Genomic DNA, 18,038 nt, shown 5'->3' on the forward strand with positions numbered 1-18,038 from the left:
TCCTGGCACGGACCCGGGCGCGGTCGTAGATTAATTAGATGACCTACGACCTGATCATCCGCAATGGCACGATTGTCGACGGCCAGGGGGGTGAGCCGTACGTCGGGGACGTCGCGGTGAGCGACGGCGTCATCGCCGCGGTCGGCGCCGTGAACGGTGCCACCGCCGAGCGCGAGATCGACGCGGGCGGGCTGTTGGTGACGCCCGGCTTCGTCGACCTGCACACCCACTACGACGGGCAGGCGATCTGGTCGGAACGGCTGACCCCGTCGTCGGCGCACGGGGTGACCACGGTGGTGATGGGCAACTGCGGAGTCGGTTTTGCGCCGTGCCGCCAAGAAGACCATGACGTCCTGGTCGACGTGATGGCCGGCGTCGAGGACATTCCCGGTGTCGTGATGACCGACGGCCTGCCCTGGACGTGGGAAACCTTCCCCGAATACATGGATGCGCTGGACGCCGGCAGACGCGACATCGACGTAGCCGCCTACCTGCCGCACTCCCCGCTGCGGGTCTACGTGATGGGTCAGCGCGGCGCCGACCGCGAGCCGGCGACCGCCGAGGACCTGGCCAAGATGCGGGAGCTCGCCAAGGAGGCGATCGAGATCGGGGCGCTGGGTTTCGCCTCGTCACGGTTGACCATCCACAAGACCGAAAGTGGCTCGCCCATACCGAGTTACGAAGCCGCCCGGGAGGAGATCGAACAGATCGCCAGGGGTGTGGTCGACGCGGGCGGCGGCCTGCTGCAGTTCGTGCCCGACATTCCGGCCGGCGGCTACCAGCACGTGCTGCAGACGGTGTTCGACGTCGCCGAGGATGTCGGGCTACCGGTCACCTTCACGCTCGTCGTCGCCAACGCGGGCGACCCGACGTGGCCGGACGCCATCAACATGATCGAGAAGGCCAACGCCGCGGGCGGCGACATCACCGCGCAGCTGCTGCCGCGCCCGATCGGGTTGATCATCGGGCTGCAGCTGACGGCCAACCCGTTCGTGCTCTATCCCAGCTACCAGGAGATCGCACACCTGCCGCTCGCCGAGCGGGTCGCCGAGATGCGCAAGCCCGAGGTGCGCGCCCGCATCCTCGCCGACAAGCCCGGCCACGGTCACCCGATCCTCTACGTGGCCCAGATGTGGGACTGGATCTTCCCGCTGGACGACAACCCCAACTACGAGCCCAACCCGGCGGACAGCATCGGAGCCCGGGCCCGCGCCAAGGGTGTGGACCCGATGGAGGAGGCCTACGACCGACTGCTCGATGACGAGGGCCGGGCGATGTTGCTGGTGGCGACGAGCAACCTGGAGCGCAACTCGCTGGACACCGTCGGCGAGCTGCTGCACCGCGACGACGTGGTGCTCGGCCTCGGCGACGGCGGGGCGCACTACGGCATGATCTGCGACGCCAGCTACTCGACGTACTTCCTGGCGCACTGGGCGCGCGACCGCAAGTCCGGGCGCTTCACGGTGGGCGAGGCGGTTCGCGAGCTGACCACGGTGCCGGCCCGCATCGCCGGGCTGGGCGACCGCGGCCGTATCGCCGTCGGCTACAAGGCCGACCTCAACGTCATCGACCACGCGGCGCTGCGGCTACACAAGCCGGTGATCAGCTACGACCTGCCCGCCGGCGGCCGTCGCCTGGACCAGACCGCCGACGGCTACGTCGCAACGATCGTGTCCGGCGAGGTGATCGCGGAGAACGGCGTGCCCACCGACGCGCGTCCGGGCAAGCTGATTCGGGGCCGGCAGACCGCCCCCGCACGATAACGCCACGCGGGGTGGGCCGGGGCGGCTAAGTTGGTGCGGTGACTAGCCCGCATTACGCGCGGTTGCCCCCAGAAATCAATTCAGAGCTCCTATTCACCGGTCCTGGGTCGGCGCCGATGATGGCCGCAGCAGCGGCGTGGGACGGGCTTGCCGAAAACCTGGCGTCGTCGGCGTCGTCGTTTGTTGCAGTCACATCGGACCTGGCCAAGGGCGCGTGGCAGGGTCCATCGGCGACCGCCATGATGGCCGTCGCCTCGCAGTACGCGAGCTGGCTCAACGCCGCGGCGGCCCAGGCGGAGGCGACGTCGAATCAGGCGTCGGCCATGGCGGCAGCGTTCGAGACGGCGCAGGCGGCCACGGTCCAGCCCGCGGTGGTGTCGGCCAATCGCGGGCTGCTGAAGGCCTTGGCCTCGACGAACCACCTGGGCCAAAACGCCCCGACGATCATGGACATCGAGTCCGCCTACGAGCAGATGTGGGCTGCGGACGTGGCGGCCATGTCCGATTACCACGCCGACGCGTCCGCGGCCGTGCAACATCTGGACCCGTGGCAGGAGGTCGTACACAACCGCGGCTTCCACTTCGGCCACGGCCACCTGGCGTCGGGGCTTTCCCAAGCGGCGCCGCCGACCGGCAACACCCCGTCGAGCTTCGGCCTGGCCCCCGGAGACGGGATCCTGAACTCGCCGGTCCTGCAGACCGGGGCGGCCAGTCACGCCGCCCCGGACCTCGGCGCACTCACCGCGGGCCAACACGTCACGGGCGGGATGAGTCACGCCAACTTCGGCTCCGGCGGCCTGCTCAACTCCGACGTCCCGGGCACCGGCATGCGCCCGAGCCTCGGGCACCCCGATCTGCTCCACCCGACAAGCCCCTAGCCGGCGCCTATCCTCGACAGCATGCGTGCGAAGAAGAGGGTGGACATCGCGCGGCTCGCCGCGGCACTTCCCGACTACCCGTTCGCGTACCTGATCACCGTCGACGACGACTACCGCGTGCACACCGTGACGGTCGAGCCCGAGCTGGGCGAACTGCCCGACGGCCCCGATGGGCAGCGAGCCGTCATCGACGTCGGGCTGATCGGTGGACGCACCCGCGAAAACCTCAGCCAGCGCAGCGATGTCACCCTGCTGTGGCCGCCGCCCGAGCCGGGCGGCTACTCGCTGATCGTCGACGGCCACGCCGAGGCCACCGACTCCGATGCCGAAACCGCCCGGCTGGCGGTCGTGCCGACCCGGGCGCTGCTGCATCGCGACGTGGACCCGGATTCTTCCGAGGCCGCCAAGGGCTGCCTGCACGACTGCGTGGTGTTCTCGCTGCCCGCCTGAGGCCGTACAGTCTCATCCGTGAGCCGCGTCGCACCGCTCGCTCCGCCGTGGAGCGAGGAAGATGCCACTGGCATCAAAAGCTGGGGCCATCCCGATCGCACCTACGAGCCGCTGCTGTTGGTGCGATGTCTGCAACGTCATCCGGCGCTGGCCTCCCGGCTGCGCAAACTCGGTGAATCCCTTTATGTCGCAGCACTTTTGCCCGGACGCACGCGGACGATCGCGATCCTGCGGATCTGCGCGCTGGTCGGCTGCGAATACGAGTGGGGCGGCCAAGCGGCGTTCTGGGGTCCGATCGCGGGCGTCAGCGACGACGAGTGCGACGCCCTGGTCACCGGCGGCGCCGACGACCCGCGGTGGAGCCCGGCCGAACGCACGCTCATCGGGGCGGTCGACGAGTTGGAGCGCACCGGCTCCTGGTCGGAGGCGACGTGGATAGGACTGGGGAGCTTCCTTAACGACGAGCAGCGGATCGAGTTGCTCACGGCCGTCGGCTGGTATCGCACCATCTGCACGCTGTGCAACGCGCTCGCGCTTCCGGTGGAGGGCTGGATGCGGCCCTGGCCCGCGTCAGCTCGCTGACCGGTCCCTGCCTAAGTCCCTTTTAAGGCCTGGATGCTGATTTGCCAAGAGCGGCAACAGAAACCGTCGTGGCACTAACTGAAGCAGCCGGGTGGACAGCCTGCTCGGCAAGCCGGGGATCACGCTTCCTTTGTCGCCGTCGAGCGCGTCGACGCCGGCGCGTGCCACCTCCCGCGACGGCATCCACAGCGACTTGGGGAACGCGTCGGCGAACTTCCGCTCGTCCATGCCGGCGGACTTCAGGAACTCGGTGCGCACCGGCCCAGGGCTCAGCAGCGCGACGGTGACACCGGTGCCGGCGAGTTCTGCGCGCAATCCCTCGGTGTACGTCCGCACGAACGCCTTGGTCGCGGCGTAGCCGACCTGCCCCGGGAATGGGTAGTAGCCCGCGGTGGATCCGACGTTGAGGATCGCGCCGCGACCGCGCGGCACCATCTGCTGTACCGCGCGCGTCGTCAGGTCGATGACCGCCTCGACGTTGACCCGCACCTGAGCGATCTCGTCGTCGACGGGTGTTTTCGTCACGGACCCGATGGTCCCGATGCCGGCGTTGTTGACCAGGATGTCGACGGTCAGCCCGCGACGGTCGACCTCGTCGAAGAGGCCGCCGCGAGCCGCGGAATCCCCGACGTCGCAGGCGATTACCTCGACGCGGACTCGGCTTGCGAGTTCGTCGGCCAGGTCGCGAAGCCGGTCTTCGCGTCGGGCGACGAGCGTGACGCCGTGTCCCCGATCGGCCAGCTCGCGGGCGATGTCGGCGCCGATGCCCGACGATGCCCCGGTCACGACGGCGGTATTGGTGGGTGCGGGAGTCGGAAGGGCCACGGGTCGAACCTACAAGGCCGGGGCACTGCTTTTCGGCCATTAGGCGACCTCGGAAATAGATATCGCCGGCGATATCGCTTTCGCAGATCGCGTGCCGGCCTCCGCACAGTGGCCGATGTGGCGAGTGTGACAAGACGAAAAAGCCCGGCCCCCAAGGGGACCGGGCTTTTTCGTTGACGTGCTGGAAGGACTCCTTAGAAGTCCATGCCGCCCATGCCACCGGTGGGGTCGCCCACGGGGGCGGACGCCTTCTCCGGCTTGTCGGCGACGACGGCCTCGGTGGTCAGGAACAGCCCCGCGATGGACGCCGCGTTCTGCAGCGCCGAACGGGTCACCTTGACCGGGTCGGCAACGCCGGCCTTGAGCAGGTCCTCGTACTCATTGGTCGCGGCGTTCAGGCCGGTCCCGGCGGGCGAGTTGGCCACCTTCTCGGCGACAACGCCGGGCTCCAGCCCGGAGTTGAAGGCGATCTGCTTCAGCGGAGCCGACAGCGCCACGCGGACGATGTTGGCACCGGTGGCCTCGTCACCGGACAGCTTCAGCTTGTCCAGGGCGGGAGCCGCCTGCAGCAGGGCCACACCACCACCGGCGACGATGCCCTCTTCGACGGCAGCCTTGGCGTTGCGGACCGCGTCCTCGATGCGGTGCTTGCGCTCCTTGAGCTCCACCTCGGTGGCAGCCCCGGCCTTGATCACCGCAACACCGCCGGCCAGCTTGGCCAGGCGCTCCTGCAGCTTCTCGCGGTCGTAGTCGGAGTCGCTGTTCTCGATCTCGGCGCGGATCTGGGCCACCCGGCCGGCGATGGCGTCGGAGTCACCGGCGCCCTCGACGATGGTGGTCTCGTCCTTGGTGATGACCACCTTGCGGGCCTTGCCCAGCAACGAGATGTCGGCGGTCTCGAGCGAGAGGCCGACCTCTTCGCTGACGACCTGACCGCCGGTGAGGATGGCCATGTCCTGCAGCATCGCCTTGCGACGGTCACCGAAGCCGGGGGCCTTGACAGCCACCGACTTGAAGGTGCCGCGGATCTTGTTGACGACCAGGGTGGACAGGGCCTCACCCTCGACGTCTTCGGCGATGATCAGCAGCGGCTTGCCGCCCTGAATGACCTTCTCCAGCAGCGGCAGCAGGTCCTTGACGGTCGACACCTTGGAGCTGACCAGCAGGATGTAGGGGTCCTCCAGGACAGCTTCCTGACGCTCGGCGTCGGTGACGAAGTAGCCCGAGATGTAACCCTTGTCGAACCGCATGCCCTCGGTGAGCTCGAGCTGCAGGCCGAAGGTGTTGGACTCCTCGACGGTGATGACGCCCTCGTTGCCGACCTTGTCCATCGCCTCGGCGATCAGGTCGCCGATCGACTGGTCACCGGCCGAGATGCCGGCGGTGGCAGCGATCTGCTCCTTGGTCTCGACGTCCTTGGCCGACTTCAGCAGGGTCTCGGTGATCTTCTCGACGGCCTTTTCGATGCCGCGCTTGAGAGCCAGCGGGTTGGCGCCGGCCGCGACGTTGCGCAGGCCCTCTTTGACGAGCGCCTGGGCCAGCACCGTGGCCGTCGTCGTGCCGTCACCGGCAACGTCGTCGGTCTTCTTGGCGACTTCCTTGACCAGCTCGGCGCCGATCTTCTCGTAGGGGTCCTCCAGGTCGATCTCCTTGGCGATGGACACACCATCGTTGGTGATCGTGGGAGCGCCCCACTTCTTCTCTAGGACGACGTTGCGACCCTTGGGGCCCAACGTCACCTTTACCGCGTCGGCGAGGGCGTTGAGGCCCCGCTCGAGGCCGCGACGGGCCTCTTCGTCGTACGCAATTGTCTTGGCCATTGCGAAGTGATTCCTCCGGATTGGGGATGACACCAGGTGGCCATATGTGGGCCACCAGGTTACTTACGCTGGCCGGGCGCAGTGCCCGCGACGGACGACCAAGAGCTGGCCTCACCGTCCCGACCTAGCACTCGCCAGTCGCGAGTGCCAACGTCATTCTTAGCACTCGCCTATGCCGAGTGCAAGAAGGCCCCATGCCTACCGCGCCGCGCGTAGACCGTCGACGACGACGTCGGTGACCCGTTCGGCCAACTCCGAGTTGTAAGCCTCCATCGCCTGGCATCCGACCAGAATCGACTTGACTTCGCGCACGCCGATATCGCGCCGGGCGGTGCCCGCCTCCTGCGCCGCCCGCAACAGGTCCCCGAGCATGGCCAGGAAGGCATCCTCGGCGTCGGGCGCCACCGTTTCGATGTCGATGCCGATGCCCGCCAGCGCGTCGACCAGTCCACGGTCGGTGGCCCCCCACTGCAGGACCAGCGAACGCAGATAAGTGAAGAGCGCCTCCCCCGGAGGTCCGGATTTCAGCAGCGCATAGCCATCGCCGACCAGGTTTTCCATCCGGTCCTCGATAACAGCGGCAAACAAAGCTTCCTTTGTCGGGAAGTGCCGGTACACGGTGCCGGCCCCGACACCGGCGCGCCGGGCGATCTCGTCGATCGGCACCGCGAGGCCCTCGGCCGCGAAGGTCTCGTAGGCAACGTCCAGGACCCGCGCGCGGTTACGCGCCGCGTCGGCGCGCAGCGGCCGTGCGGGTTGCGCCATCTCATTCACCTCGGGTTGACAAAGCGGGGCGTACGTTCCGTATAGTTGCAATCAACCGGAGCGCTCGCCCCGTTTACTCTATAAGCTGAGGAGCTATTCCATGGCCCTTTCGAAGGCCAACTGGACCACCGCGGACATTCCCGACCAGTCCGGCCGAGTCGCCGTCGTCACCGGCGCCAACACCGGCCTCGGCTACGAGACCGCGCTGGCGCTCGCCGGGCATGGCGCGCATGTGGTGCTCGCGGTGCGCAACCTCGACAAGGGCAAGGACGCCGCCTCCCGTATCGCTGCGACCAGCGCCAACGCCGACGTCAAGCTGCAGGAGCTCGACCTGACGTCGCTGGAGTCCATTCGCGCCGCGGCCGCCCAGCTGCGGACGGACTACGACCGGATCGACCTGCTGATCAACAACGCCGGGGTGATGTGGACGCCGAAGTCGACCACCAAGGACGGGTTCGAGCTGCAGTTCGGCACCAACCACCTGGGCCACTTCGCCTTCACCGGCCTGCTGCTGGACCGGCTGCTGCCGGTCGCCGGCTCGCGCGTCGTCACGGTCAGCAGCATCGGCCACCGGATCCTGGCCGACATTCACTTCGACGATCTGCAGTGGGAGCGCCGCTACAACAGGGTCGCGGCCTACGGGCAGTCCAAACTGGCCAACCTGCTGTTCACGTACGAACTGCAGCGACGGCTGGCACCGCACGGGACGACGATCGCCGCGGCCGCCCACCCGGGCGGCTCGAGCACCGAGCTGGCCCGCCACCTGCCGAGGTGGCTGATGCCGGTCTACTCGGCGGCCGAACCGCTCGTCGCCCAGGACGCGGCCACCGGCGCGCTGCCGCAACTGCGCGCCGCGACCGATCCGGCCGTGCTCGGCGGGCAGTACTTCGGGCCGGACGGGCCCGCCGAAACGCGGGGCCACCCAAGGATTGTGGCGTCCAGCCCTAAGTCGCACGATGTCGAACGGCAACGCCGGCTGTGGGCGGTCTCCGAGGAACTCACCGGGGTGGTGTATCCGGTCGACTGACCGGCTGGCCTACGCCGTCAGATCGCCGCTGATGTAGCGCTGCAGGTTGGGGGCGATCGCCGCGATCGCCTCCTCGACCGACATCGATGCGAGTGGCTTAGTCGCTCAGCACGTAATCGCCGGGCACCATGCTGCGGGTGCGCTCGAAGAAAAGCTTTCCGCTGTAGGGCAATTGGGTGACGACCTTGCCGCTGGGATGACGGAAGTAGTTGGTGCACGCCAGCCAGACCTTGCCCACCATCGCCGCCTGGACCTCGTCGTTGTAGCGGCGCTGCGCATCGGCCGTCACCTCGACGGCGCGGGCTCCGCCGCCTTCCATCACGTCGAGGATGTGGCGAATGAAGGTCGTCTGCGCCTCGTGGATGTAGATGATCGAATTGACCCCGTTGGTGTTAGGGCCATACAGCATAAAGAAATTCGGGTATCCGGCCACCATCGTCCCGAAGTAGGCTTCGGCGCCGTCGCTCCAGTCGTCGCGAAGATGGCGGCCGCCGCTTCCGTACACGTCGATGCTGGCCAGGTAGTCCGAAGCCTTGAACCCGGTGCCGTAGATGATGGTGTCGACGCGGTGCTCGGTCCCGTCGGCCGTGCGCACCCCGTATTCGGTCAACTCGGCGATGGCGGTGGTTTCCAAGCTGACGTTGGGCAGCGCGAAGGTGGGGTACCACTCGCGCGACATCAGCGGCCGCTTACACCCGGCCGGATAGTCCGGCGTCAGCTTGGCACGCAGATCGGGGTCGGCCACTTTGCGGTGCAGGTAGCTGCGGGCAAGCTCGGTCGCTTCGCGGGTCTGCGTGGCGTCGACGTCGAAACTGGATGTCTCGTACGCATCGAAGACCTCGTCGCGCAGCTTTTGTGCCGCCGCGGGATTCCGTTCGAACTCTTCGTGCTGCTCCGGGGTGAACGGGAAATCGAACCGGGGCGCTATCCAGATCGGCGTGCGCTGAAAGACGGTGAGGTGCGCGGTTTCTCGCGCGATGGCGGGAACATATTGGATCGCGCTGGCCCCGGTGCCGATGGATGCAACCCGCTCCCCCGCCGTGGACTTTCGGTGATCCCAACGCGCCGAATGAAATCGGCGGCCCCGAAACCGCTGCGCCCCAGGGATATCGGGGATGCTGGGCACATCGAGCATCCCGACGGCGCTGACCACGGCGTCGAATTCGTGCTCATCACCGTCGTCGGTGACGAGCGTCCAGCGCCGCCGGGTGTCCGACCAGCGCACCGTGCTGATCGCGGTGTGCGGCCGCAGGTGCGCCGCCAGGCCGTACTGCTCGGCCACCTTCTCCAGGTAGGCGAGTATCTCGGGCTGGTTGGCGTAGGTCTTGCTCCACCGCGGGTTGAGCGCGAACGAGTACGAGTACAGATGCGACGGGACGTCGCACGCCGCACCCGGAAATGTGTTGTGCCGCCACGTCCCACCAAATCCATCGGCGCGGTCGAAGATGGTGAAGTCGTAGCCGCCCTGGGCGAGCTGGATGCCCATCGCGATGCCGCCGGCGCCCGCGCCAATGACCCCGACGGAGATTTTTGCGGGCATCATGCCCCGAATTGCGCGAAATACGGCCGCTCGGTCCGGCTCTTTTCCACCAGGATGAACACCACACCCCACGGATCGACGAACCATGTGGTGCGCACCCGCGCGACGTCGGCGATTCCGCTGACCAGGAAGCGGACACCCTTGCTCTCCAGTTCGGCCCGGGTGGCGTCGAGGTCCTCACAGATCAGTGCGACATGCGACAGGCCGTGGTCGGTCAGCGCCGCACGTGCCCGCGCATCGGTCCCGTCGATGTTGAGGTATTCGATCACCTCCAGCACCCGGTCGCTGCCGTCCGCGAAGCCGACGATGGCCGCCTTCATGGTCGGGTCGGACACCAGTTCACCCATGTCGTCGCGAATGGCATTACCGGCCATGACATACGGCGGCGAGAGCACATGCAGGCCCAATACGTCGCGATAGAACGCGACCGCGGCTTCACAATCCGGGACACACACCCCGGTGTGGGCCAACCCGGTAATCACGTTCTCGACTGTACGTCCGGGCGGCGAAGATCGGGAGGCCCATACGTTGCGCGCCGTGGCTGAAACCGACGTACACCACACATGGTCGGCGGCCGATGTGTCGGACCACGTCCGCTTCGGAATATGACGGGCCGATAATGGCCGGGTGCGCTCAGTCGATGAACATCAGCGCGTTGTAGCCGAAATGATCCGGCCCCGCGCGCCGGTCACCCTCACGCTGCCCGAGGCCCACGGGCTGGTCCTGGCCGACGACGTGGTCGCCCAGCTGGCACTGCCCGTCTTCGACAATTCGGCGATGGACGGCTACGCGGTGCGCGCCGAGGACATAGCGCAGGCCACCGGCGATCACCCGGTGATTTTGCCGGTGGCCGAGGACATTCCGGCCGGGCGCACCGACACGTTGACGCTGCGGCCAGGCACGGCGCACCGCATCATGACGGGCGCACCGGTACCGGCCGGTGCGACGACCATCGTGCCGGTCGAGAACACCGACGGCGGTGTGGAGTCGGTGGCGATCCGGCAGAGCTCGCCGCCCGGCAAGCACATCCGGTTGGCCGGCGAGGACGTGGCGGTGGGCACGACGGTTCTGCGCGCCGGCCAGGTCGTGACACCGGCGATGCTCGGGCTGGCCGCGGCGCTGGGGCTGGCCGGGCTGCGGGTGATCCCACACCAGCGGGTGCTGGTGATCTCGACCGGGTCGGAGCTGGTGACACCGGGCACCCCGCTGCAGCCGGGCCAGATCTACGAGTCCAACTCGGTCATGCTGGCCGGGGCCGTCCGCGACGCGGGCGCCGACATCGTCGCCGTCACGACCGCCGAGGACGACGTCGCGCAATTCAGCGCCATCCTCGACCGGCACGCCGCCGGCTGCGATGTGATCATCACCAGCGGCGGAGTCAGCGCCGGCGCCTACGAGGTCGTCAAGGACGCGTTCGGCCGGTCCGGCGACCAGGGTGTGGAGTTCGTCAAAGTTGCGATGCAGCCGGGCATGCCGCAGGGCATCGGCCGGGTGGCCGGCGCGACAATCGTCACCCTGCCCGGTAACCCGGTGAGCGCGCTGGTGTCGTTCGAGGTGTTCCTGCGTCCCGCGCTGCGCCGGGCCATGGGCTTGCCGGATCCGGATCGCCCGCGGCGGCCCGCGGTGCTCACCGAGTCGCTGACCTCACCGCGGGGCAAACGCCAATTCCGCCGCGCCGTGCTCGATGCCGACACGGGCAGCGTCGTCAGCTACGGTCCCCCAGCTTCACACCATCTGCGTTGGCTCGCTTCGGCAAACGCGCTGCTGGACGTGCCAGAAGACGTCGTGGAGGTGGCCGCGGGCACCGAGCTGCGGGTCTGGGATCTCAGCTGAGCCCACATTCTTCGTAAGATGACCGAGTGGCACGACGCCCCCGCCCGGATGACGCGCAGCACATGCTCGAATTGGTGCGCTCGACCGTTCCGCCCGTTCACTACGCCGGCGTGCCGTTCATCGCCGGCGGCCTTGCTGTCGCCGCGCTCGGACGCCACCACCGGTGGCTGCGCCGGACGGGTCTGCTGGCCGCGACCGCCTGCGCGGCGTTCTTCCGTCACCCCGCGCGGGTGCCCCCCACCCGGCCCGGCGCCGTCGTCGCGCCCGCCGACGGCGTGGTCTGCGTGATCGACTCGGCGGCCCCGCCCGCGGAACTGGGCATGGGCGACACACCCCTGCCGCGGATCAGCATCTTCCTGTCGATCTTCGACGCCCACGTGCAGCGCGCCCCGGTCAGCGGCGAAGTCATTGCCGTCGAACACCGGCCGGGACGGTTCGGCTCCGCCGATCTGGCCGCCGCGAGCACCGACAACGAACGGACCAGCATGCGGATCCGCACGCCCGACGGCGCCGAGGTGGTCGCCGTGCAGATCGCCGGGCTGGTGGCGCGCCGCATCGTCAACGACGCCCACGTCGGGGACAAGCTGTCGATCGGCGACACCTACGGCCTGATCCGGTTCGGCTCGCGCCTGGACACCTACCTGCCGCCGGGCTCCGAGCCCGTGGTCAGGCTGGGCCAGCGCGCGGTGGGCGGCGAGACCGTGTTGGCCGAGCTGCCATGACCAACAGGCTGCGGAGCAGGCGACCGGTGAACCTGCAGATCCTGCCCAGCGCCATGACGGTGCTGTCCATCTGCGCCGGGCTGACGTCGATCAAATTCGCCCTCGAGCATCAGCCCAAGGCCGCCATGGCACTGATCGCCGCGGCGGCGATCCTGGACGGCCTGGACGGCCGGGTGGCCCGGATGCTCGATGCCCAGTCGGCGATGGGCGCGGAGATCGACTCGCTGGCCGACGCGGTGAATTTCGGCGTGACGCCCGCGATCGTCGTCTACGTGACGCTGCTGTCGGCGTCGCCGGCCGGGTGGATCGTGGTGCTGCTCTACGCGGTGTGCGTGGTCTTGCGGCTGGCACGGTTCAACGCCCTGCAGGACGACGGAAGCCAGCCCGCCTACGCGCGTGAATTCTTCGTCGGGATGCCCGCGCCGGCCGGCGCCGTCTCCATGATCGGTCTCATCGGGCTCAAATTGCAGTTCCCCCAAGGGGGCTGGTGGACGTCGACGGTGTTCCTCTGCCTCTGGATCACCGGAACGTCGATGCTGATGATCAGCAAGATCCCGATGCGCAAGATGCACGCCGCCGCAGTGCCGCCCAACTGGGCGGCCCCGCTGCTGGCCGTGCTGGCGATCTGCGCGGCGGCGGCGGTGCTGGCGCCCTACGTCTTGATCTGGGTGATCATCGTCGCCTACCTGTGCCACGTTCCGTTCGCGATCCGTAATCAGCGTTGGCTGGCCGCGCACCCCGAGGTCTGGGACGAGAAACCCGAGCAACGACGCGCCGTGCGGCGCGCGGGCCGACGGACGGGACCCGGTCGCCGGCCGATGCCGCGGCTGGGGCGCCGACCGGGCGGCCGCTCGGCGGCCCGACTGGGCCTACGCAAGCCGGGCGGGCGACTGCCGTGACCCGCGCGGGCCGGGATGGAGCCGGACAGCTCACCCTGACCGCAAGGCTGAACACCTCGGCCGTCGACTCCCGCCGCGGCGTCGTCCGGCTACACCCGAATGCCGTTGCGGCTCTTGGTATCCGCGAGTGGGATGCGGTGTCGCTGACCGGGTCTCGGACCACGGCGGCGGTGGCCGCCCTCGCCGACCAAGACTCCCCGGTCAGCACGGTGCTGCTTGACGACGTCACGCTGTCCAACGCCGGGCTGCGCGAGGGCAGCGCGGTGATCGTCAGCGCGGTCACCGTGTACGGAGCGCGGTCGGTGACGCTGAGCGGCTCGTCGCTGGCCAGCCAGTCGATTGCCGCGATCACCCTGCGACAGGCCTTGCTCGGCAAGGTGATGACGGTCGGCGACGCGGTGTCGCTGCTGCCCCGCGATCTGGGGCCGGGCACCTCGACATCGGCCGCCACCCGGGCACTGGCAACGTCGGTCGGGATCAGCTGGACGTCGGAGCTGCTGACCGTGACCGGCGTCGATCCCGACGGACACGTCAGCGTGCAGCCGAACTCCCAAGTCAGTTGGGGCGCCGGGGTTCCCGTCGGCGTCTTGGCCGAGCGGGAACGGGTAGGCATCGCGAGGCCGGCGATCGCCGTCGACGAGCTCAAGGGCTCGCAAGCTCAGGCGGCCAAGCTCACCGAGTGGCTCAAGCTCGCCCTCGACGAGCCGCACCTGCTGAAAACCCTTGGGGCCGGGACGAATCTGGGCGTGGTGGTGTCGGGGCCGGCCGGGGTGGGCAAGACGACGATGGTCCGCGCGGTGTGCGCCGGCCGCAGGCTGGTCGAGCTGGACGGCCCCGAGATCGGCGCACTGGCCGCCGAAGACCGGCTCAAGGCCGTGGCCGCGGCGATCACGGCGGTTCGCGACGGCGGCGGCGTACTGCTGATCACCGATGGCGATGCGCTGCTGCCCGCCACTGCGGAGCCGGTGGCCTCGCTGATCCTCGCCGAGCTGCGCTCCGCGGTGGCCACCGACGGCGTCGCCCTGATCGCGACGTCCGCGCACCCGGATCAGCTCGACGCGCGGTTGCGCGCCCCCGAGCTGTGCGACCGGGAACTGGGCCTGCCGCTGCCCGACGGCGCCACCCGGAAGGCACTCCTGGAGACGCTGCTGAAATCGGCGCCCACCGAACAACTCGAACTCGACCAAATAGCCAGCCGCACTCCGGGTTTCGTAGCCGCCGATCTGGCCGCACTGGTTCGCGAAGCCGCCCTGCGGGCAGCGTCTCGCGCCAGCGCCGACGGTCAGCCACCGAAACTCAACCAGGGCGACCTCGTCGGCGCGCTGACCGTCATCCGGCCGCTGTCCCGTTCGGCCAGCGAGGAATTGACCGTCGGAAACGTCACGCTCGACGATGTCGGCGACATGATCGAGGCCAAACAGGCGCTGACCGAAGCGGTGCTGTGGCCGCTGCAGCATCCCGACACTTTCGCCCGGTTGGGCGTCGATCCCCCGCGCGGGGTGCTGCTGTACGGGCCGCCCGGCTGCGGCAAGACCTTTGTGGTCCGCGCGCTGGCCAGCACCGGCCAGCTGAGTGTGCACGCCGTCAAAGGCTCTGAGCTGATGGACAAATGGGTCGGTGCCTCAGAGAAAGCGGTGCGTGAATTGTTCCGGCGCGCCAGGGATTCCGCGCCGTCGCTGGTGTTCCTCGACGAGGTTGACGCACTGGCGCCGCGGCGCGGGCAGAGCTTCGATTCGGGCGTGACCGATCGGGTGGTGGCCGCACTGCTCACCGAACTCGACGGCATCGACCCGCTGCGCGACGTCGTGGTGCTGGGCGCTACCAACCGGCCCGATCTGATCGACCCGGCGCTGCTGCGCCCGGGCCGGCTGGAACGGTTGGTGTTCGTCGAACCGCCCGATGCCCCGGCTCGCCGCGAAATCCTGCGTACTGCAGGAAAATCCGTTCCGTTGAGCGCCGACGTCGACCTGGACACTGTGGCCGCCGAACTGGATGGTTATAGCGCCGCCGACTGCGTGGCGCTGCTGCGGGAGGCCGCGCTGACCGCGATGCGGCGCTCCATCGATGCCGCCGAAGTGACCGCGGCCGATCTCGAGGCGGCCCGCAAAACCGTTCGGCCCTCGCTGGATCCCCTGCAGGTCGACTCGCTACGCGCTTTCGGGAAAGCTCTCTAGCATCGCACGCACCGACATCGCGACATCGGCCTCCAGCTCGGCGATCGCGCGAGCGACGGCGTCAACCGGGCCCTGGTCGGCCACCTGCATCGGGTCGTGGCGCCGCGGCTGACGCGGCGCAGCGACCGTCGTGGTCCACACGCGCACCACAGCGCAATCCCAGTCCGCGCGTAACCCCATCGCATACATCTTCCCGAAGGGGTTGTCGGTTCTCTGCGCTCCGGCACCCCAGAGGAGGAATCTGATGAACGATGGCGACGCCTGCATCGTGAGACCGGTATGACGGCGATACAGACCGCCCCGGGGATCGTTCTCACCCCTCCCGCACGCCGGGCGGCCCCGCTGCTGAAACTGCTCGATGCCGCGCCGACGAGCCGGGTCATGCTGGTGGCCACCATGGTGTCGATGGTCGCCTTTCTCGACGTCACCGTCGTCAACCTGGCGCTGCCCGCCACGGCGCGCGACCTCGGGGGCGGCCTTTGCCTACAGCAATGGGTGGTCGACGGCTATCTGCTCGCGCAGGCGGCCATGATCCTGCCGGGCGGTTCCCTCTCCGACCTCTTCGGACGGATTCCCGTCATCCGGTTCGGGCTGGTGGCCTTCGGGAGTGGCTCGGTGCTGGCGGCCACCGCGCCCTCGCCGGTCATGCTGATTGCCGGGCGCGTCACCCAGGGTCTGGGCGCGGCGTTTCTGGTCCCCGGCTCCCTCGCGCTGATCAATTCGACGTTCGATCGCGCGGATCGGCCCGCGGCCATCGGGACCTGGACCGCCTGGACCGGAACCGCGTTCGCGCTCGGTCCGCTGCTCGGCGGGCTGGCGGTGGACTTTCTGAGCTGGCGATGGATCTATGCCCTGTCGGCGGTCCCAATGGTCATCGGTTTCGCGTTGACGTTTTGGCTGCGCCCAGTGGCCCGGCCGGCCCACCGGGTCCGTCTCGACGTGGCCGGTGCTGCCCTGTCGGCCGCCGGGCTGGCCGGCACCGTGTATGCGCTCATCGAATCGAAGGACCATGGCTGGGCCGACCCCCGCGTCGCCACGTCGCTGGCCATCGGGATCGGCATGCTGCTGGCGTTCGTGGCGTGGCAGCGCCGCGCCACTCACCCGTTGGTGCCGCTCAGCTTGTTCTCGATCCGCAACTTCGCGGGCGCCAACATGACCACCGCGTTCGTCTACGGCGCCGGCGCCATGGGCGCCCTTGCGATCACCCTGTACACCCAAGAGGTCGCCGGTTATTGCGCGACGGTCGCGGGTCTGGCCACCCTGCCAACGCCGGTGATGTCGTTCCTGTTGGCCAAGCGCATCGGCGGCCTGGCCGCGCGGATCGGGCCCCGGGTCTTCCTGACGACAGGCCCCCTGCTGGCCGGGTTGGGTCTGCTGCTCATCCGCCCGGGTCACGGGTTCAATATCGTCACCCATCTGCTGCCCGGGACGGCCGTGTTGGCAATTGGTTTGGCGCTCACCATGACGCCGCTGGCCGCAGCCAATCTGGCATCCGTCGAGCCGGAGCGCAGCGGAGTCGCGGCGGCCATGCAGAACGCGGTGGGCAGGACGTCGGCGCTGAGCTCGGTGGCCTGCGTCGGACTGATCGCCAACGGCATGCTCACCGATACCAGTTTCGCGCGGCTGCTCCAGGTCGCCGCGGCGCTGTACTTCGTCGGAGCGTTGGTCAGCGGCATCTCGCTGGCCAAGCCCAGTGCCGTGGTCGTGCCCGCGCCCGCGTAACCCAGTGCAGTCGACTGCACTCTTGCCCCGCAGCTGTAGGCAGGCGCTATGGTGCCCTGATGTCGCCCCCCGCCTTTGTCCGCCCGCGCCGGCAGCTCGCACGGGCATGACAGAACGCCGCAGCGCCTGGGAGATCGCCGAGGGAATCGACCTGTCCGGCAAGGTGTGTGTGATCACCGGCGCCTCGTCCGGGCTGGGCCGCGAGTCCGCACGCGCCCTGGCCGGCGCAGGCGCGCATGTGGTGCTCGCGGCCCGCAATCCCGATGCCTTGGCCGAAGCCGCCGACTGGATCGCGGCCGAGGTGCCCGGCGCGCGGACCTCGACGGTGCCACTCGACCTCACCTCGCTGGCCAGCGTGCGTGCGGCGACCGCGGCGATCGGTGACATCGCGCCGGCGGTCCACGTCTTGATGAACAACGCCGGAGTCATGTTCACCCCTTTCGGCCGGACCTGTGACGGGTTCGAGATCCAAATCGGCACAAATCATTTCGGCCATTTCGAGCTGACCAGGCTATTGACCCCGCAGTTGATCGCCGCGCGGGGCGCCCGGCTGGTCATCCTGTCCTCGGGCGGTCACGCCATCGGCGATGTCGACTTCGCCGATCCCAATTGGCAACGCCGCGACTACGACAAGTTCGCCGCATACGGGGCGTCGAAGACGGCGAACATCCTGCACGCCAAAGAAGCCGACCGGCGCCTGCGTGGCGAGGGCGTCCGCGCCTTCGCCGTGCACCCCGGCACCGTGGCCACGTCGCTGGCGCGCTACATGTCCCGGGACGATTTCTCCCGCCTGCGCAAACTCGTCGCCGCCAACAGCGCCACCCGCGGCGAAGAAGGCGACGGCCACCTCGACTTCGTCATGCCCGAACATGGTGCGGCCACACAGGTGTGGGCGGCGGTCAGCCCCGAGCTGGACGGCCGGGGTGGGCTGTACCTCGAAGACTGCGGGATAAGCGACACCGCCGCGCCGCATGCGTGCGACGAGCAACGCGCGGCGGACTTCTGGACCCTCTCCGAACAGTTGTGCGCGCAATAGGC

At 68.8% G+C, this 18,038-nt stretch carries 16 protein-coding genes and 1 pseudogene; 11 read left to right on the forward strand and 6 right to left on the reverse strand.

What is annotated here, in order from left to right; translation table 11 throughout:
• Positions 1 to 38: 38 nt before the first annotated feature.
• The 4 genes and pseudogenes from MNAB215_RS05290 to MNAB215_RS05305 all read left to right on the forward strand — a co-directional run bounded on the left by MNAB215_RS05290 (position 39) and on the right by MNAB215_RS05305 (position 3,673).
• Positions 39 to 1,763 carry an N-acyl-D-amino-acid deacylase family protein gene (locus tag MNAB215_RS05290; RefSeq protein ID WP_077077764.1) on the forward strand — a complete coding sequence of 575 codons (1,725 nt, stop codon included), beginning with the start codon at positions 39 to 41 and terminating at the stop codon, positions 1,761 to 1,763.
• Between the two features lie 38 nt (positions 1,764 to 1,801).
• A pseudogene (locus MNAB215_RS30740) lies at positions 1,802 to 2,333 on the forward strand (PPE family protein); the annotation flags it as partial.
• Positions 2,334 to 2,662: 329 nt separating this feature from the next.
• Positions 2,663 to 3,091: a hypothetical protein gene (locus MNAB215_RS05300; RefSeq protein ID WP_077077765.1), complete on the forward strand. Its 429-nt coding sequence runs from the start codon at positions 2,663 to 2,665 to the stop codon at positions 3,089 to 3,091.
• Between the two features lie 18 nt (positions 3,092 to 3,109).
• Complete coding sequence (locus tag MNAB215_RS05305; protein ID WP_077077766.1) at positions 3,110 to 3,673, forward strand: carboxymuconolactone decarboxylase family protein; 564 nt, start codon at positions 3,110 to 3,112, stop codon at positions 3,671 to 3,673.
• On the opposite strand, the gene MNAB215_RS05310 is transcribed toward MNAB215_RS05305, so the two are convergent.
• The 3 genes from MNAB215_RS05310 to MNAB215_RS05320 form a co-directional block, all read right to left on the reverse strand.
• A complete protein-coding gene (locus MNAB215_RS05310) occupies positions 3,662 to 4,498 on the reverse strand; it encodes an SDR family NAD(P)-dependent oxidoreductase (RefSeq protein WP_077077767.1) in 837 nt (278 codons plus the stop codon). The two genes, MNAB215_RS05305 and MNAB215_RS05310, sit on opposite strands and share 12 nt — an antisense overlap.
• A gap of 194 nt (positions 4,499 to 4,692) precedes the next feature.
• On the reverse strand, positions 4,693 to 6,318 hold the full coding sequence (groL, locus tag MNAB215_RS05315; RefSeq protein WP_077077768.1) for a chaperonin GroEL: 1,626 nt from the start codon (positions 6,316 to 6,318) through the stop codon (positions 4,693 to 4,695).
• Positions 6,319 to 6,516: 198 nt separating this feature from the next.
• A complete protein-coding gene (locus MNAB215_RS05320) occupies positions 6,517 to 7,083 on the reverse strand; it encodes a TetR/AcrR family transcriptional regulator (protein WP_077077769.1) in 567 nt (188 codons plus the stop codon).
• A 100-nt stretch (positions 7,084 to 7,183) separates the two neighbouring features.
• Here MNAB215_RS05320 and MNAB215_RS05325 point away from each other — a divergent pair, with 100 nt between their 5' ends.
• Positions 7,184 to 8,110 carry an SDR family NAD(P)-dependent oxidoreductase gene (locus MNAB215_RS05325; RefSeq protein WP_077077770.1) on the forward strand — a complete coding sequence of 309 codons (927 nt, stop codon included), beginning with the start codon at positions 7,184 to 7,186 and terminating at the stop codon, positions 8,108 to 8,110.
• Positions 8,111 to 8,207: 97 nt separating this feature from the next.
• Here MNAB215_RS05325 and MNAB215_RS05335 read toward each other — a convergent pair whose 3' ends face one another.
• Positions 8,208 to 9,653 (reverse strand): flavin-containing monooxygenase, encoded by a 1,446-nt coding sequence (locus tag MNAB215_RS05335; RefSeq protein WP_245830130.1) that lies wholly within the window; start codon positions 9,651 to 9,653, stop codon positions 8,208 to 8,210.
• The gene (locus tag MNAB215_RS05340; protein WP_077077771.1) at positions 9,650 to 10,132 is read right to left on the reverse strand and encodes a VOC family protein; all 483 of its coding nucleotides are present in this window, start codon (positions 10,130 to 10,132) and stop codon (positions 9,650 to 9,652) included. Before MNAB215_RS05340 ends, MNAB215_RS05335 begins: the two co-directional genes overlap by 4 nt.
• Before the next feature lie 145 nt (positions 10,133 to 10,277).
• Here MNAB215_RS05340 and moeA point away from each other — a divergent pair, with 145 nt between their 5' ends.
• The 4 genes from moeA to MNAB215_RS05360 are packed head-to-tail and all read left to right on the forward strand — an operon-like array spanning position 10,278 to position 15,278.
• Entirely contained in the window at positions 10,278 to 11,483 is a 1,206-nt protein-coding gene (moeA, locus tag MNAB215_RS05345; protein ID WP_077077772.1) for a molybdopterin molybdotransferase MoeA, read from the forward strand.
• A gap of 26 nt (positions 11,484 to 11,509) precedes the next feature.
• The gene (locus MNAB215_RS05350; RefSeq protein ID WP_077077773.1) at positions 11,510 to 12,205 is read left to right on the forward strand and encodes a phosphatidylserine decarboxylase; all 696 of its coding nucleotides are present in this window, start codon (positions 11,510 to 11,512) and stop codon (positions 12,203 to 12,205) included.
• A complete protein-coding gene (gene pssA, locus MNAB215_RS05355; RefSeq protein WP_077077774.1) occupies positions 12,202 to 13,104 on the forward strand; it encodes a CDP-diacylglycerol--serine O-phosphatidyltransferase in 903 nt (300 codons plus the stop codon). Before MNAB215_RS05350 ends, pssA begins: the two co-directional genes overlap by 4 nt.
• Entirely contained in the window at positions 13,101 to 15,278 is a 2,178-nt protein-coding gene (locus tag MNAB215_RS05360) for an AAA family ATPase (RefSeq protein ID WP_077077775.1), read from the forward strand. The genes pssA and MNAB215_RS05360 overlap by 4 nt, the downstream gene beginning before the upstream one ends.
• Here MNAB215_RS05360 and MNAB215_RS05365 read toward each other — a convergent pair.
• Entirely contained in the window at positions 15,252 to 15,545 is a 294-nt protein-coding gene (locus MNAB215_RS05365; RefSeq protein ID WP_077077776.1) for a hypothetical protein, read from the reverse strand. The genes MNAB215_RS05360 and MNAB215_RS05365 overlap by 27 nt on opposite strands.
• A gap of 12 nt (positions 15,546 to 15,557) precedes the next feature.
• Between MNAB215_RS05365 and MNAB215_RS05370 the strand changes: the two genes are divergently transcribed.
• The gene (locus tag MNAB215_RS05370; RefSeq protein WP_245830131.1) at positions 15,558 to 17,000 is read left to right on the forward strand and encodes an MFS transporter; all 1,443 of its coding nucleotides are present in this window, start codon (positions 15,558 to 15,560) and stop codon (positions 16,998 to 17,000) included.
• Positions 17,001 to 17,106: 106 nt separating this feature from the next.
• Positions 17,107 to 18,036: an SDR family NAD(P)-dependent oxidoreductase gene (locus tag MNAB215_RS05375; RefSeq protein WP_077077777.1), complete on the forward strand. Its 930-nt coding sequence runs from the start codon at positions 17,107 to 17,109 to the stop codon at positions 18,034 to 18,036.
• The last annotated feature ends 2 nt before the right edge of the window (positions 18,037 to 18,038 follow it).

Source organism: Mycobacterium numidiamassiliense (assembly GCF_900157365.1).
Taxonomy (GTDB): Bacteria; Actinomycetota; Actinomycetes; order Mycobacteriales; family Mycobacteriaceae; genus Mycobacterium; species Mycobacterium numidiamassiliense.

Excerpts from the sequence above, each read along its gene's own strand:
- MNAB215_RS05290 (WP_077077764.1), top strand. The coding sequence starts at position 39 with ATGACCTACGACCTGATCATCCGCAATGGCACGATTGTCGACGGCCAG.
- MNAB215_RS05300 (WP_077077765.1), top strand. The coding sequence starts at position 2,663 with ATGCGTGCGAAGAAGAGGGTGGACATCGCGCGGCTCGCCGCGGCACTT.
- groL (WP_077077768.1), bottom strand. The coding sequence starts at position 6,318 with ATGGCCAAGACAATTGCGTACGACGAAGAGGCCCGTCGCGGCCTCGAG.
- MNAB215_RS05320 (WP_077077769.1), bottom strand. The coding sequence starts at position 7,083 with ATGGCGCAACCCGCACGGCCGCTGCGCGCCGACGCGGCGCGTAACCGC.
- MNAB215_RS05325 (WP_077077770.1), top strand. The coding sequence starts at position 7,184 with ATGGCCCTTTCGAAGGCCAACTGGACCACCGCGGACATTCCCGACCAG.
- MNAB215_RS05335 (WP_245830130.1), bottom strand. The coding sequence starts at position 9,653 with ATGATGCCCGCAAAAATCTCCGTCGGGGTCATTGGCGCGGGCGCCGGC.
- pssA (WP_077077774.1), top strand. The coding sequence starts at position 12,202 with ATGACCAACAGGCTGCGGAGCAGGCGACCGGTGAACCTGCAGATCCTG.
- MNAB215_RS05365 (WP_077077776.1), bottom strand. The coding sequence starts at position 15,545 with ATGCAGGCGTCGCCATCGTTCATCAGATTCCTCCTCTGGGGTGCCGGA.
- MNAB215_RS05370 (WP_245830131.1), top strand. The coding sequence starts at position 15,558 with ATGACGGCGATACAGACCGCCCCGGGGATCGTTCTCACCCCTCCCGCA.
- MNAB215_RS05375 (WP_077077777.1), top strand. The coding sequence starts at position 17,107 with ATGACAGAACGCCGCAGCGCCTGGGAGATCGCCGAGGGAATCGACCTG.